The sequence below is a fragment of the Saccharothrix sp. HUAS TT1 genome, assembly GCF_040744945.1.
In the GTDB taxonomy this organism is placed as follows: Bacteria; Actinomycetota; Actinomycetes; order Mycobacteriales; family Pseudonocardiaceae; genus Actinosynnema.
Map to the genome: position 1 here is coordinate 6,320,940 of NZ_CP160453.1, position 15,585 is coordinate 6,336,524.

Annotated in this window: 9 protein-coding genes; 6 read left to right on the top strand and 3 right to left on the bottom strand. The window is 71.8% G+C overall.

Going from position 1 to position 15,585, the window contains the following annotated elements; genetic code table 11:
• Positions 1 to 63: 63 nt before the first annotated feature.
• Positions 64 to 1,107, bottom strand: coding sequence for a LacI family DNA-binding transcriptional regulator (locus tag AB0F89_RS28380; RefSeq protein WP_367128681.1), 1,044 nt, complete (start codon positions 1,105 to 1,107; stop codon positions 64 to 66).
• A gap of 202 nt (positions 1,108 to 1,309) precedes the next feature.
• Here AB0F89_RS28380 and AB0F89_RS28385 point away from each other — a divergent pair, with 202 nt between their 5' ends.
• From AB0F89_RS28385 to AB0F89_RS28410, 6 genes are all read left to right on the top strand, one after another.
• Positions 1,310 to 2,245 (top strand): carbohydrate ABC transporter permease, encoded by a 936-nt coding sequence (locus AB0F89_RS28385; protein ID WP_367128682.1) that lies wholly within the window; start codon positions 1,310 to 1,312, stop codon positions 2,243 to 2,245.
• Positions 2,242 to 3,165 (top strand): carbohydrate ABC transporter permease, encoded by a 924-nt coding sequence (locus tag AB0F89_RS28390; RefSeq protein ID WP_367128683.1) that lies wholly within the window; start codon positions 2,242 to 2,244, stop codon positions 3,163 to 3,165. Before AB0F89_RS28385 ends, AB0F89_RS28390 begins: the two co-directional genes overlap by 4 nt.
• A 74-nt stretch (positions 3,166 to 3,239) precedes the next feature.
• Positions 3,240 to 4,541, top strand: a complete 1,302-nt coding sequence (locus AB0F89_RS28395) for a sugar ABC transporter substrate-binding protein (RefSeq protein ID WP_367128684.1) — start codon at positions 3,240 to 3,242, stop codon at positions 4,539 to 4,541.
• 42 nt (positions 4,542 to 4,583) lie between these two features.
• Entirely contained in the window at positions 4,584 to 6,332 is a 1,749-nt protein-coding gene (locus AB0F89_RS28400) for a beta-galactosidase family protein (protein ID WP_367128685.1), read from the top strand.
• Positions 6,333 to 6,543: 211 nt separating this feature from the next.
• Positions 6,544 to 10,404, top strand: a complete 3,861-nt coding sequence (locus AB0F89_RS28405; protein ID WP_367128686.1) for a hypothetical protein — start codon at positions 6,544 to 6,546, stop codon at positions 10,402 to 10,404.
• On the top strand, positions 10,401 to 11,117 hold the full coding sequence (locus AB0F89_RS28410) for a hypothetical protein (protein WP_367128687.1): 717 nt from the start codon (positions 10,401 to 10,403) through the stop codon (positions 11,115 to 11,117). Before AB0F89_RS28405 ends, AB0F89_RS28410 begins: the two co-directional genes overlap by 4 nt.
• Before the next feature lie 54 nt (positions 11,118 to 11,171).
• Here the strand turns inward: AB0F89_RS28410 and htpG are convergent, their stop codons facing one another.
• Both htpG and helR read right to left on the bottom strand, forming a co-directional pair.
• Positions 11,172 to 13,043 (bottom strand): molecular chaperone HtpG, encoded by a 1,872-nt coding sequence (htpG, locus tag AB0F89_RS28415; RefSeq protein ID WP_367128688.1) that lies wholly within the window; start codon positions 13,041 to 13,043, stop codon positions 11,172 to 11,174.
• A gap of 117 nt (positions 13,044 to 13,160) precedes the next feature.
• On the bottom strand, positions 13,161 to 15,338 hold the full coding sequence (helR, locus tag AB0F89_RS28420) for an RNA polymerase recycling motor ATPase HelR (RefSeq protein WP_367128689.1): 2,178 nt from the start codon (positions 15,336 to 15,338) through the stop codon (positions 13,161 to 13,163).
• Positions 15,339 to 15,585: the final 247 nt, after the last annotated feature.

The window sequence follows — 15,585 nt, forward strand, 5'->3', positions numbered from 1 at the left end:
TCTCGGGCCCTGAACGCAGGACTCTCGCGAGAGTCCTGCGTTCGGGAGGGGTGTGTCGGCCGGTCAGGCGGGCGGGGCGGAGGTGCTGGCGCGGAGCACCAGGCGGGTCGGGACGAGGGTGGTGCCCGGTTCGACCGGCTCGTTGCGGACCTGGCGCAGCACCCGCTCGACGCAGCGCCGGCCGACCTCGGTGAAGTCCTGGTGCACGGTCGTCAGCGGCGGCACGAAGGAGCCCGAGTCGGGGATGTCGTCGAACCCGACCACGCTGACGTCGGCCGGCACGACCCTCCCCCGCTCGTGGAACGCCCGCAGCAGTCCCAGCGCCATCTGGTCGTTGGCCGCGAACACCGCCGTGCACCTCGGCTCGTCGGCCAGGGCCAGCCCCACCCGGTGGCCGGACTCGGCGGACCAGTCGCCGCGCAGCAGCGGCGGCACCGGCCGACCGGCCCGCTCCAGCTCGGCCCGCCACGCCGTCGCCCGGCGCTCCGCCGCGAACGACTCCTCCGGCCCGGCCACGTGCCAGACCGTGCGGTGACCCAGTTCGAGCAGGTGCCGGACGGCCTGGTGGGCGCCGTCGACCTGGTCGGTGTCCACCACGCTGTACCGGTCGTCCGCGTCGGAGTCCACGACGACGACCGGCACGCCCGCCGGGAGGCTGACCGTGGCCGCGTCCAGCAGGTGGTTCTCCATGATCACGATCACCGCGTCGACCGCCAGCTCGCCGAGGCGGGTGAACGCGCCGAGCACGCCGTCCCGCGTCGGCACCGCGACCGGGATCAGGGTGATCGCGTAGCCCTCCTCGGCGGCGTGGTCCACGATCGCCTCCAGCGTCCGGCTGTTGCCGACGGTGGACAGCGTGAACAGGATGACGCCGATGGTGCGGAACTGCCCGTACTTCAACGCGCGCGCCGCGCTGTTGGGCCGGTACCCCAGCTCCTGCATGGCGGCCAGGACCTGCTCGCGGGTCGAGTCGACCACGCCGGGGTGGCCGTTGGACACCCGCGACACGGTCTGCGCCGACACGCCGGCGCGGCGCGCCACGTCCGCCATCGACACCCGCCGGGCACGTGGGTCCGGCACCCCGGCGGCCGACCTGGTCAGGCTCACGCTCGACTGCTCCCTCCCGCGCCGAGCCTTGACGCCACGGCACCGCGCTGCAACTATAGCGCCGCGATGTTTGCGTAAACATCATCACCGCTGAAATCCCGCCTTGGCCATCCGATCGAGTCATTGCCCGGCACGATGATGATGTTTGCGCAAACATGACGATCTTCGATCGGCGACGGCGCGGCGGGAAGCGAGGAGCACAGTGGCACCACCTCCACCCGCCGCGGTCGTGCCCGGCGCCGGGGCGGTCCGGGCCGGGCCACCGCGCCGGCGGCGGTCGTGGGTCGGCTGGCGTTTCGTCGGCCCGTTCCTGGCGGTCTTCGCGCTGGTCTTCCTCGCGCCGATCGGTTACTCGATCTACCTGAGCCTGTTCCGCAACCGCCTGGTCGGCGGTAACTCGTTCGTAGGGTTGGACAACTACCGGCAGGTGCTGGCGGACCCGCAGTTCTGGTCCGCCGTCGGCCGGGTGTCGCTGTTCCTCGTCGTGCAGGTGCCGGTGATGCTGCTGCTGGCGCTGCTGGTGGCGCTGGCCGTCGATAGTGGACGGCTCTACGGCCGCGACTTCTTCCGCCTCGCGGTGTTCCTGCCCTACGCCGTGCCCGCCGTCGTCGCCACCCTGATGTGGAGCTTCCTGTACGGCACGAAGTTCGGCCTGATCGCCAACCTCGAAGAGGTGTTCGGCATCTCCTTGCCGGACCCGCTGTCACCCGAGTTCGTCCTCGCGTCCATCGGCAACGTGGTGACGTGGGAGTTCACCGGCTACAACATGCTGATCCTCTACTCGGCGCTCCAGGTCGTGCCCCGGTCGCTGTACGAGTCGGCGGAGATCGACGGCGCGAGCCAGTCGCGGGTGGTGCTGTCGATCAAGCTGCCCGCCCTGCGCGGCGCGCTCGTCATCGCCACCGTCTTCTCGATCATCGGCAGCTTCCAGCTGTTCAACGAGCCGAGCATCCTGCAGAAGCTCGCGCCGAACGCGATCACCACCTACTTCACGCCGAACCTGTACGCCTACTCGCTGTCCTTCTCCGGGCAGCAGTACAACACCTCGGCGACCGTGGCGATCGTCATGGGCGTGCTCACGATGGTGGTCGCCTACCTCGTGCAGCTGCGCGGCATGCGGAAGGACGGCTCACGATGAGCGCACCCGCTCGGACCCGCGCGACGCCCCGGCCCCGGGTCGCCCCGCTGCGCACCACCCGACCACGCGGCTCCCGCAGTCCGCGCCGCAGCGCGCTGCTCACCGCGTTGACCGCGCTCGTCGCCCTGTACTCGCTCGTGCCGCTGGTGTGGCTGCTGGTCAACGCCACCAAGACGCAGGCGGGCCTGTTCTCGTCGTTCGGCCTGTGGTTCGACGACGACTTCGCGCTGTGGGACAACATCGGCCGCACGCTCACCTACGACGACGGCATCTTCCTGCGCTGGCTGGGCAACACGCTGCTCTACGTGGTGGCCGGCGCGGGTGGAGCGACGCTGCTGGCGGCGGTCGGCGGGTACGGGCTGGCCAAGTTCGACTTCCCCGGCAAGCGGGCGGTGTTCGCGGTGGTCATCGGCGCGGTGGCGGTGCCCGGCACCGCGCTGGCCGTGCCGACGTTCCTCATGTTCAGCAAGGTGGACCTGACGAACACGCCGTGGGCGGTCGTCGTCCCGAGCCTGATCTCGCCGTTCGGCCTGTACCTGATGTGGACGTTCGCGGCCGAGGCGATCCCGGACGAGCTGCTGGAAGCGGCCCGGCTGGACGGCGCGGGCGAGTTCCGCGTCTTCTTCCGCGTGTGCCTGCCGCTGCTCATGCCCGGCCTGGTCACCGTGCTGCTGTTCACGTCGGTCGCGACGTGGAACAACTACTTCCTGCCGCTGATCATGCTGAAGGACCCGGACTGGTACCCGCTGACCGTCGGCCTCAACGCGTGGCACGCGCAGGCCACCACGGCGGGCGGCGAGACCGTGTTCGACCTGGTGATCACCGGCTCGCTGCTGACCATCGTCCCGCTCGTCGCGGCCTTCCTGCTGCTCCAGAGGTACTGGCAGTCGGGTCTGGCCGCGGGCGGGGTGAAGGGATGAGCCCGCACCAGCACAGCTCTGTCCGCCCCGCCACCGGAAAAGGTCGCACCGTGATCAGACAACGCCGTCGCTCCGTGTCCACCGCTCTAGCGGGCGCCCTCGCGCTCGTGCTGGCCGCCTGCGGTTCCGGCGGCTCCGACCAGGAGCAGCCCTCCGCTCAAGACGTGCGGGCCGCGCTGGACGCCGGCGGCACGATCAAGGTGTGGGCTTGGGAGCCGACGCTCAAGGAGGTCGTCGCCGGCTTCCAGGAGAAGTACCCGAAGGTCAAGGTCGAGCTGGTCAACGCGGGCACCGGCGACAAGCAGTACACCGCGCTGCAGAACGCCATCGCGGCCGGTTCCGGCGTGCCGGACGTGGCGCAGGTCGAGTACTACGCGCTGCCGCAGTTCGCGCTGGCCAAGTCGATGACCGACCTCAGGTCGCTCGGCGCCGACGAGCTCGACGGCAGGTTCACCCCGGGCCCGTGGACCTCGGTGCACGCGGACGAGGGCGTCTACGGGCTGCCGATGGACTCCGGCCCGATGGCGTTGTTCTACAACAAGGAGTTGTTCGACCGGCACGGCGTGCCGGTGCCGACCACGTGGGAGGAGTACGTCGCCGCGGCCCGCGCCCTGCACGCGGCCGATCCGGAGGTCCACATCACCAACGACACCGGTGACGCGGGCTTCACCACCAGCATGATCTGGCAGGCGGGCGGCAAGCCCTACCGGGTCGACGGCACCACCGTGAAGATCGACCTGGCCGACGAGGGTTCGAAGCGGTTCACGGCCATGTGGCAGCAGCTCGTCAGCGAGGAGCTGGTCGCGCCGGTCACCTCGTGGAGCGACCAGTGGTACCAGGGCCTGGGCGACGGGTCGATCGCGACGCTGGTCATCGGCGCGTGGATGCCCGCCAACCTCCGGTCCGGCGTCGCGGCGGGCGAGGGCAAGTGGCGCGTGGCGCCCATGCCGCAGTGGGAGGCGGGAGGCAAGGCCGTCTCCGAGAACGGCGGCAGCGCGTTGTCCATCCCGGAGGCGGGCGCGAACAAGGCCCTCGCCTACGCGTTCGTCAGGTACGCCACCGCCGAGGAGGGCGTGCGGACGCGGGTGGCCGGTGGCGCGTTCCCGGCGACCACGGCCGAGCTGACCTCGCCGGAGTTCCTGAACGCCGAGTTCCCCTACTTCGGCGGCCAGAAGGCCAACGAGGTGTTCTCCCAGGCCGCGCAGAACGTCGTCGGCGGGTGGTCCTACCTGCCGTTCCAGGTCTACGCCAACAGCATCTTCAACGACACCGTCGGCAAGGCGTACGTGTCGGGCACGACGCTGGCCGACGGGCTGCGGGCGTGGCAGGAGGCGTCGGTCGAGTACGGCAACGAGCAGGGGTTCACGGTCGGGTAGCCCGTCCGCGACCCCACCCCCGACCTACCCGAGAGGACCCCCATGGGCGTGCTGGGCATCAGCGACGACGGCTTCACCCTCGACGGCGCCCCGTTCCGGCTGATCTCCGGCGCGCTGCACTACTTCCGCGTGCACCCGGAGCAGTGGTCGGACCGGTTGCGCAAGGCGAGGTGGATGGGCCTGAACACGATCGACACCTACGTCCCGTGGAACCTGCACGAGCCGCAGCGGGGCGTGGTCGGGGCGGAGGCCGGGCTGGACCTGCCGAGGTTCGTCGACCTGGCGCAGGAGCACGGCTTGCACGTGCTCCTGCGCCCCGGCCCGTACATCTGCGCCGAGTGGGACGGCGGCGGGCTGCCGCCGTGGCTGCTCACCGAGCCGGACATCCGCTACCGCAGCACCGACCCGCGGTTCCTGGACGCGGTCGGGTCGTACTTCGCGGCGCTGTGGCCGCTGCTGGTGGACAAGCTCGCGACCCGCGGCGGGCCGGTGATCGCGGTGCAGGTCGAGAACGAGTACGGCGCGTTCGGCGACGACGCGGAGTACCTGCGGCGGCTGGCCGAGCTGTTGCGCGGCAACGGGGTGGACGTGCCGCTGTTCACCTGCGACCAGCCCGCCGACCTGGCCCGCGGCGCGCTGCCCGGCGTGCTGCGGACCGTCACGTTCGGCAGCCGGGTCGCCGAGTCGCTGGCCGCGCTGCGCGAGCAGCAGCCCACCGGGCCGCTGATGTGCTCGGAGTTCTGGAACGGCTGGTTCGACGACTGGGGCGGCCACCACGTCACCCGCGCCGCGGCCGACGCCGCCGCGACGTTGGACGAGGTGCTGACCACCGGCGCGTCGGTGAACCTGTACATGTTCCACGGCGGCACGAACTTCGGCTTCACCAGCGGCGCCAACGACAAGGGCGTCTACCGGCCGATCACCACGTCCTACGACTACGACAGCCCGCTGTCGGAGGCCGGCGACCCGACGGCCAAGTACCTGGCGTTCCGCGAGGTGATCGCCAAGCACGCCCCGGTGCCGCCGGGGCCGCCGCCCGCCGCCGGTCCCAAACTGGCCGTGCCGTCGGTGGAGCTGACCGAGAGCGCGCTGCTGCTGGACAGCGTGGGCGTGCTGGGCGTGGCGAAGCAGGACGCGCGGCCGTCGACCATGGAGCAGCTGGGCCAGGCGTCCGGGTTCGTGCTGTACGAGACGGTGCTGGAGCGGGCGGGAGCGGTCCTGCTGGACGTCACGGCGTTCGGCGACCGGGTGCAGGTCTTCGTGGCGGGCCTGCCCGCGGGCGTGCTGGAGCGCGAGCGGCACGAGCACGTGCTGGCGCTGACCGCGCCCCACGCCGGCGCGGCGCTCGCGCTGCTGGTCGAGAACCAGGGCCGGGTCGACTACGGCCAGGCCATCCACGACCGCAAGGGGATCACCGGCCCCGTGCTGCTGGACGGCGTCGAGGTCGGGGACTGGACGAGCCGCGCCCTGCCGCTGGACGACCTGGCGGGCCTGCGCTTCGCCCCGACCACCGAGACGCCGGTCGGCCCGGCGTTCCACCGCGGTGTCGTGCACGTCGACACACCGGCCGACGCGTTCCTGTCGCTGGCCGGCTGGACCAAGGGCAACGCCTGGGTCAACGGCTTCCACCTGGGGCGGTACTGGTCACGCGGCCCGCAGCAGACGCTCTACGTGCCGGCGCCCGTGCTGCGGCCCGGCGCGAACGACGTCACCGTGCTGGAGCTGCACGCCACGCGCCGTCCCGTGGTGGCCCTCGTGGCGGAACCGGACCTCGGCCCGACCGAGCGCTGACCGCACGGCTCGTCCCCCACCGTGCCGGTCGCGGTTGCCTGCCACCTTTCGGACCTACTTATGATGGGCCGTTCGAGGTAATTGATCGAACTCCGGAACCAGGGTGTTCAGCGCTGCGTCATCTTGGACGGGCAGGTGGGTGACGAGGGGGACTCATGTTCGAACGCTCGGCCGGGCACCGCGGTGTCCAGGGTGTTGAGGTGCGCGGCTGATGGCGGGCGAGAACCCGCTGGTGGACGCGCCGCCCGCGGAGTCGGGGGCGTTCTTCAACGCGGGCACCGGCGACAACGGCTGGGCGACGGGCATCTCCATCGCGGAGTCGGCGATGGACACGTACAACGGGATCAAGGACGGCGACTGGGTCCAGGGCGGGCTGGGCATGGTCGGCCTGGCCGCCGACGCCGCCGCGATGGCCATCGACCCGTTCGGCACCCTGATGTCGTCGGCGGCGTCGTTCCTGATGGAGCACGTGCAGCCGTTGAAGGACATGCTCGACTGGCTGGCGGGCAACCCGCCGGTGATCGAGTCGTACTCCGCGACGTGGAACAACGTCGCCACCGAGCTGGGCAAGATCGCGGAGGACTACAACGCCTCGGTCGCGTCCGGCACCCGGGGTTGGACCGGCGCGGCGGCGGAGAACTACCAGACCAACTCCAAGGTGCACGGCGACGCGCTGGCGGGGGCCGCGTCGGCGGCCGGGACCGTCGGCACGGTCGTGGGTCTGATGGGCATGGTCGTCGCGTTCGTGCGCGAAGTGGTGCGGGACCTGATCGCGGACCTGGTCGGCAAGCTGATCGCGTGGGTGCTGGAGGCCGCGTTCACCCTCGGCTTCGGCACGCCGGTGATCGTGGCGCAGGCCGTGACCGCGATCTCGAGGTGGGCCGCGAAGATCGCCAAGATCATCCAGGACCTGCTGGACACCATCAAGAAGGTCTCGCCGATGCTCAAGCGTCTGGTCGAGGTCTTCGAGAAGATCATGAAGGTGGTCGGCAAGCTCGCCGGCAAGGCCACCGGCCTGGACGTGCTCGACCCGAAGAACATCAAGAGGGGCGGCTTCTTCCAGACCGGCGGCGGGCCCGACGTCGACGTGCCGTCCGGGTCGGGGCGCGGCAACGGGACGTCGCCCTCGGGGAGCGACCCGGACACTCCGTCGAGTCGGCCGGGTGACACGACTTCCACGTCGGGCAGCACCACTGCCCCGGACGCGCCGACGTCACGGCCGGGCCGTGGCGACCCGACCGACGTGCCGACGTCCTCCACCGGCAGGCCGGGCCGCGACCCGGACGCCGATGGGCCGCCTCGCGGCAACGTCCCGGGCGCGGACACCTCGCCGGGCGGGAACAGGCCGTTGGGCGAGCGCAGCGGCGGACCGGGCAGCAACCCCTCCCCCGCTCCCGGCGGCAACGGCGGTTACTCCAGCGGCTCGGGCTCTGGCGGCTCTGGCTCCGGCTACTCCGGCGGCAGCCCTAGTAATAGTGGTGGCAGCTACTCCGGCACCAGCCCCGGTGGCAACGGGGGCGGCTACTCCGGCAACAGCCCCGGTGGCAACGGGGGCGGCTACTCCGGCACCAGTCCTGGTGGCAACGGCGGCTACTCCGGTGGCGGTACCGGCAGCAGTGGTGGCGGCAGCGGCGGCGGCAACCCTCCGGATGCCCCGAACCCGTCACGGACAGACCACACCTCTGCCTCGACCGCCGCCGCCCCGGACGCCCCACCTCGCGCCGACCACCCCAACACCCCCGCACCTCCCCGCGACCCCGGCAACTCTCCCCAGGGCAACCAGCCCCCGACCACTCCTGCCGGTGGCCCAGGTGCGCCCGCCGGTGGTGGCGCGCCGGGCGGTGGCTCACCGGCTCCCGGCGGTAGGCCGGGTGGCGGTGGGTGGACCGGCACACCTGGCAGCCGGGGTGACCTCGGTTCAGGCGTCCCGAGCCCTCGCGGCTCCGAGACCCCGAGGCCGTCGTCGTTCGGTCCGTCGAGCACCGGACCTTCCCACGCGGGACCCACCCACAGCGGTCCTGCCCACAACGGACCCGCCCACAGCGGCCCTGCTCATGCCGGACCGCCGCAGAACGGCCCAAGTCCCTTCGGCCCCTCCGGCAACGGCCCGTCGCACTCCGGCCCCGGCAACAACCCGCCACCCGCCCGACCGGGCAATCCCGGACCGGCTCACACCGGCCCCGGTAGCCACGGGCCGTCCCACACCCCGCCCGGCAACCACGGACCGTCGCACGCCGGGCCCGGAGGTCAGGGGCCGTCGCACGCGGGGCCGCCGCAGCAGCGCGGTGGGCCGCTGCAGAACGGTCCCTCGCCCAGCACGCACCCGGACAACGCCCGGTCCAGGGGCGGGCACCCCGACGCGCCCGGCCGGCCGCACCCCAACGCCCCCGCACCCCACAACCAGCCCAGACCCCACCACGACGGCCCGCCGGCGCCGCGCCACCCCGACGCCAACCCGCCGCACCGCCCTGACGGTCCCCCGGCCCCGCGCCGCGACCCCGACGGAACGCCCGGCCAGCACCGCGCCCCCGAAGGCGCGCCCGCGCCACGGCGCAACCCGGACGGTTGGACGCAGCCCCACCGCGACACCGACACCGGTCCGCGACACCGCCAAGACCCCGGCGCCGACCAGCCGCACAACAACCAGCCGCACAACGACCGACCAGACACGGACCCGCCGCACAACGACCAGCCGAACGCCGACCAACCCCGCACCGACCAGCCGGACATCGACGAAGCGCACGCCCGGCACGGGGAAACGACGCCGGCGGGCATCTCGCACCACCGCGGCGACCCCGACATGGGCGACCTGCCCCACCGCGTCCCCGCCGACCCCCGCTACTTCACCGCCGACGTCCACGTCACCCCCGACGGCCGGGCGCGCATCGGCAACCACACCTACACCCCCGAGCAGTACGGCGACCTCCTCCGGCGCAACGGCTGGGACGGCCGGACGCCCATCCGGCTCATCGGCTGCGACGCAGGCTCCAACGACTTCGCCAACCGCCTCTCCCGCCACACCGGCGCGGACGTCCTCGCGCCGACCAAACCGGCCTGGACCGACGCCAACGGCCGCGTCTACACCAGCGACGCGACCACCGGACCGGACGGCAACCGCCACCCCAGGATCCCGCCCACCGGCGAGTGGCACACCCACCACCCGGACGGCGCCACCACCAGGACCGGCGAGGACGGGTACGCGCCGGGCACGTCCGACGACCACCGCACCGGGCACGACGACCCGGACGGCGCCGTCGACCGGGGCAGCCCGAGCGGGACCTCCCCCGACCCGGACGACTTCCCCGCCCTGCCGGACTACGACCCGAACACCTACCGCCAGGACGTCGCCGACATCGTCCGGGTGCTGGACGACGCGGGCCGGCCCGACCTCGCCCGGAAGTTCCACGACCTGGCGCACCGGCAGGTCGACGGCGGCAACGTCGACGGGCTCGAAGACTGGATGGACGAGACCGCGCCGCGCTCGCGCAACACCGACCCCGACATCGCCCGCGCGCAGGTGCTGGACAAGGCCGCCGAGCTGACCGTGCTCGACCGGCTGTCCGACGACATCTCCGGCGACCCGGACCTGACCGCCCGCTTCAACCCCGGCGGCCCGACCGGCGCGTCCTTCGACATCCACGTCGAGGACGCCGGCGGCAACACCGTGCGCCGGGTCGAGGTCGAGCGGGTCGCCGAGTTCCCGGAGACGCCGGGCGACCTGCACTCCGGCTCGCTGCACGGCGCCGACAAGGCCGACGCCCCGGTGCCGAACCGGCTGCCGACGGCGGAGTCGGCGGCGGTCGTGCCGACGGTCCCGCCCGGCGGCCACCGGGTCCCCCTCGGCCCGAACGAGAAGGTCTACACCGGCGGTCTCGAATACGAGATCCGCGACCAGAACGGGGACGTCCGCAAAACCGGCAACCTCGGCGAGGACCTGGCCCGCGATTTCAACCGCAACCGGGTCTCGCACCACAACCTGCCGAACCTCGACGCGGTCAACATCCTGGATGACGGTGGTAACCTGCTCGGCCGGCTGATCAGGGATGGCGGAGAATGGAAGTGGGTCCAGTGACCGGCTATTCGGACTACCAACCGCACGGCGAGACGTTGAGCTTCGCCAACGACCGCCTCGACGATTCCGTCGGCCTGTTCTCCCGCGCGTTGCAGGTCCGCCGCAGCCTGGCCGACGTGGTCCGGCCGTGCGGCGACAACCTGTGGCTGACCTGCGTGATCGACGACACCTGGATCAACGTCAGCGACCCGGAACCGTCGGAGCCGCACTGGCAGGTGGTGGAGCGGGGCAGCGAGGTGAACCACGTCCCGCCGGCGCCGGAGCACACCGTCAGAACGGTGCCGGAACTGTCGGAGAACGCGCTCCTGGACGTTTTCGGCGAGGCCCTGGGAACGGTGACGTGCCCGAGCGATTTCTTCGTCACGTTCGAACAGCTGACGCCCACCGCGATGATGACGCGCGTGGTGGACGAGAGCGGGATCGGACCGGACGGCACGGTTCCGGTGCGCATCTACGAGCGCGAAGTGCGGTGTTCCACGACGCGCCTCGACGGCGTTCTCTGGATCGACCCGCCGGCGGCCGGGTCGCCTTTCCTGCCGCCCGTCACGTTCACCGTGCGGTTCGACGGCGTGCTGATGACGACGATCTCGGTGCACTGGTCGCGGTGGCTGGACAAGGGCACCGGTGAGCACCGGGCGCTGCAGTCGGCGCTCGACTCGCTGAAGGGCCTCGGCTGGCGGGCCCGGGGCAGCTCCTACCGGTTCGCCCTCTGACGAGAACGGGAACGGGAACGGGGGCTCCCCGGTCGACCGGGGAGCCCCCGCCGGTCACAGCGCCCGCTCCAGGTGCTCGGACATCAGCCGGACGAAGCGGGACGGGTCGGGCAGGTCGCCGCCCTCGGCGAGCAGCGCCATGCCGTGCAGCAGCTCGGCCGACCCGGCGAGCGCCGCGTCCTGCCCACCGCGCTCGGCGAACGCCCGGTGCAGCCCGTCGACCAGCGCGTGGTCCGGGTTCAGCTCCAGGATGCGCTTCACCGGCGGCAGTTCCTGGCCCATCGCCCGGTACATCTTCTCCAGGGTCGGGGTCAGGTCGTGGGCGTCACCGACGACGCACGCGGCCGACGTGGTCAGCCGCGAGGACAGCCGGACTTCCTTGACCTGGTCGGCCAGGGTCGTGCTCATCCACGACAGGAAGTCGGCGAAGTCCTTCTGCCGCTCCTCCGCCCGCGCCTTCTCCTCCTCGGTCTCCAGGTCGACCTGGCCCTTGGCGATCGACTGGAACTGCCGGTCCTGGAACCCGGGCACGGCGTCGACCCACATCTCGTCGATCGGGTCGGTGAGGATCAGCACCTCGAAGCCCTTGGCCCGCAGCGCTTCCAGGTGCGGCGAGTTCTCCACGGTGGCCCGCGAGTCACCGGTCATGTAGTAGATGTGCTGCTGGTCGTCCTTCATCCGCTCGACGTACTCGGCGAGCGTGGTGGGCTTCTCCGGGTCGGCGGTGGAGGCGAACGAGGCGATGCCGAGGATCGCGTCCCGGTTGTCGTGGTCGCTGAGCAGGCCCTCCTTGACCGCGCTGCCGAACTCGCGCCAGAACGTCGCGTACGACTCCGGCTTGTCGGCCATCAGGCCCTTGACCGTCGAGAGCACCTTCTTGACCAGCCGGCGGCGCACCAGCTGGATCTGCCGGTCGTGCTGCAGCAGCTCGCGCGACACGTTGAGCGAGAGGTCCTGGGCGTCCACCACGCCCTTGACGAACCGGAGGTACTCCGGCATCAGCTCTTCGCACTCGTCCATGATGAAGACGCGCTTCACGTAGAGCTGCACGCCCCGCTTGCGCTCGCGCATGAACAGGTCCAGCGGCGCCTGGGACGGGATGAACAGCAGCGCCTGGTACTCGAACACGCCCTCGCCGTGCATGCGGATCGTTTCGAGCGGCTTGTTCCAGTCGTGGCTGACGTGCCGGTAGAACTCGGCGTACTCGTCCTCGGAGACCTCCGACGCGGGCCGCGCCCACAGCGCCTTGCGCGAGTTGATCGTGTCCGGCTCGGCGCCGTCCTCCCTGGCCATCCGGATCGGCCAGGTGATGAAGTCGGCGTAGCGCTTGACGATCTCGGTGATCTTCGCGGTCGACGTGTAGTCGGCGAGGTGGTCCTCGGGGTCGGCCGGCTTGAGGTGGAGGGTGACCGAGGTGCCCTGCGGCGCGTCGGCGACGTCCTCGATCGTGTAGGTGCCCTCGCCGGCGGACTCCCACCGGACGCCCTCCGCCGACCTCGGGTGCCTGGTCACGAGGGTGACCTTGTCGGCGACCATGAACGAGGAGTAGAAGCCGATGCCGAACTGCCCGATGAGGTCCTGCGAGGCGGCGGAGTCCTTCGACTCCTTCAGCTTCTGCAGGAACTCGGCGGTGCCGGACTTCGCGATCGTGCCGATCAGCCCGACCACGTCCTCGCGGGTCATGCCGATGCCGTTGTCCCGGATCGTGAGCGTGCGCGCCTCGCGGTCGACGTCGATGGCGACGTGCAGGTCCGAGGTGTCCGCGACCAGGTCCTTGTCGCGGAACGTCTCCAACCTGAGCTTGTCCAGCGCGTCCGAGGCGTTGGACACCAGTTCGCGCAGGAACGTGTCCTTGTTCGAGTAGACCGAGTGGATCATCAGCCGCAGGAGCTGACGCGCCTCCGACTGGAACTCGAGCGTTTCCACGTTCGTCCTTTCTGTTCCTACCTCCGACGACCCGTCATCGTATCGAGTCGGCGGCGGGTCGGGCACCGGGACCGCGACCCCGCCGGTCACCCGATCGGCGGGGTCGACGGTGTTCGGCTACCCGACCGGCCGAACCTCGGCGAGCCCGGCCAGCGCGCGCGGCAGCGGGCCCCGGTGCAGGACGCCGAGGCGCTGGGTGGCGCGGGTGAGGGCGACGTACAGCTCCGCCGCGCCGCGCGGCCCGTCGGCCAGGATCCGCTCCGGGTCCACGACCAGGACGGCGTCGAACTCCAGGCCCTTGGTCTCCGACGCGGGCACCGCGCCCGGCACGTCCGGCGGCCCGATCACGACGCTGGTCCCGTCGCGGCCCGCCTCGTCGCGGGTGAACTCCTCGACGGCGGCGAGCAGCCCGTCCGGCGTGACGCGCCGCGACCACGGCCGGACGCCGCACGCGCGGACCGAGTCCGGCGGCCGGACGTCGGGCGCGAACTCGGCGAGCAGCGCGGCGGCGACGGACATGATCTCCGCCGGGGTGCGGTAGTTGACCGTCAGCGAGCGGTAGACCCAGCGGCCGGGCGCGTACGGCTCCAGCATCGCGCCCCACGACGTCGCGCCGGCCGCCGACCGGCGTTGCGCCAGGTCGCCGACCACCGTGAACGACCGGCCGGGGCAGCGCCGCATCAGCACCCGCCAGTCCATCTCGGACAGCTCCTGCGCCTCGTCGACGACGACGTGCCGGTAGGTCCAGTCCCGGTCCGCGGCGGCGCGCTCGACCAGCTCGCGGGTGTCGCGTTCGACGACCCGGTCCGCCAGGTCCTCGGCGTAGAGCAGGTCCGAGGCGAACAGGTGGTCCTCGTCGTCCATCGAGTCCTGGCGGTCGACCTGGATGTCCAGCACGCCGGCCGCGTACTCGACCTCGGCCCGCCGCTCCCGCTCGGCGGCCCGGTCGACCGACTTGTCGCGGCCGAGCAGGTCGACCAGCTCGTCCAGCAGCGGCACGTCCGACACCGTCCACGCCTCGCCGTCGGCGCGCAGCAGCGCCTGGTCCGCGCCGGCCGCCCGCAGCCGTTCGGGTGACGCGTACAGCGGGGCGAGCACCTGTTCCGGCGTCAGGACCGGCCACAGCTCGTCCAGCGCGGCGGTGAACTTCTCGTCCACCGCGAGTTCTTTGAGCAGGTCGGAGCGCAGCTGCTCCCACGCCTCGCGGTCCGAGCGGTCCAGCCAGCCGCGGCCGATCCGGGCGATGGCCCGTTCGGTGAGCACGTAGGTGACGATCTCGGTGAACACGCCGCGGGCCTCGTTGTGCGGCAGCCCGCTGGTGCGCGCCTCCTCCCTGGCCCACTGCGCGGTCTCGGCGTCGATCCGGACCGTGACGTCGGCCAGTTCGATCGGCACCGGGTGCTCCGGCAGCCGCTGCCGGTCGGCGACCGCCGCCGCGAGCACGTCGAGGATCTGCAGCGAGCCCTTCAGCCGGGCGGCCTCCGGCCCGTCCTCGGCGGTGACGCGCAGGCCGGGCACGAGGTCGCCGGTGGTCGTGAACACCACGTCGGACTCGCCGAGCGACGGCAGCACCCGGCCGATGTGGTTGAGGAACGACGGGTTGGGCCCGACGACGAGCACGCCGTGGCGCTCCATCCGCTCGCGCTGCGTGTAGAGCAGGTACGCGACGCGGTGCAGCGCGACGACGGTCTTCCCGGTGCCCGGTCCGCCCTCGATCACCAGCACGCCGGGGTGGTCGAGCCGGATGATCTCGTCCTGCTCGGCCTGGATCGTCGCCACGATGTCGCGCATGCCCTCGCCGCGCGGCGCGTTGACGGCCGCGAGCAGCGCCGCGTCACCGCGCGCGTCACCGTCGGGGCGGCCGAGCGCCTCGTCGGTGAAGTCGACCACCTCGCGGCCGCGGGTGTGGAACTGGCGGCGTCGGCGCATGTTCTCCGGGCTCGCCGCGGTGGCGACGTAGAACGCGCGGGAGGCCGGTGCGCGCCAGTCGAGCAGCACCGGTTCGTACGACTCCGCCTCGTCGAAGAGGCCGATGCGGCCGATGTAGGAGGTCTCGCCGGAGGCGGTGTCCAACCGGCCGAAGCACAGCCCGTTGTCGGCGACGTCCAGCCGCTTCGCCTCCTTTGCCAGCGTGCGCACCTCCACGTCGCGCTCCACGGGCGTGACGCCGCGCCCCAGCAGCGCCGCGTCGTACTCCCCCTTCACCCGGGCGCGCTCGGCGTCGAGCCGCTGGTAGAGCCCGGCCACGTAGTCGCGCTCGGACCGCAATTCGTCTTCGTACCCCTGAGTTGACACAGGCCCCTCGCAGTGCTTAAACTGAGTCCAGGTTCGGCGGGTTTCCTTTGCACGTTCGGGAAACACGCCGATTTTTTATTCTCCACCTCCTGTCAAATTCCGCCGCCGTTTCCGGGCTCGTCCCGACCCCCGTTCGGTGGCACGCACGGCGTTGTCCCGGTGCGATCCTGAACCCCTTGCGCGCGTGAACCGCCGGGCGAGGGAGCGATCACGGGCCGTCCGGACCGGGTCCCGTCCACCGAGGAGA

What these genes read in the sequence shown, in the direction of transcription:
- AB0F89_RS28390 (WP_367128683.1), top strand. Translation starts at nt 2,242, where the DNA reads ATGAGCGCACCCGCTCGGACCCGCGCGACGCCCCGGCCCCGGGTCGCC.
- AB0F89_RS28400 (WP_367128685.1), top strand. Translation starts at nt 4,584, where the DNA reads ATGGGCGTGCTGGGCATCAGCGACGACGGCTTCACCCTCGACGGCGCC.
- AB0F89_RS28405 (WP_367128686.1), top strand. Translation starts at nt 6,544, where the DNA reads ATGGCGGGCGAGAACCCGCTGGTGGACGCGCCGCCCGCGGAGTCGGGG.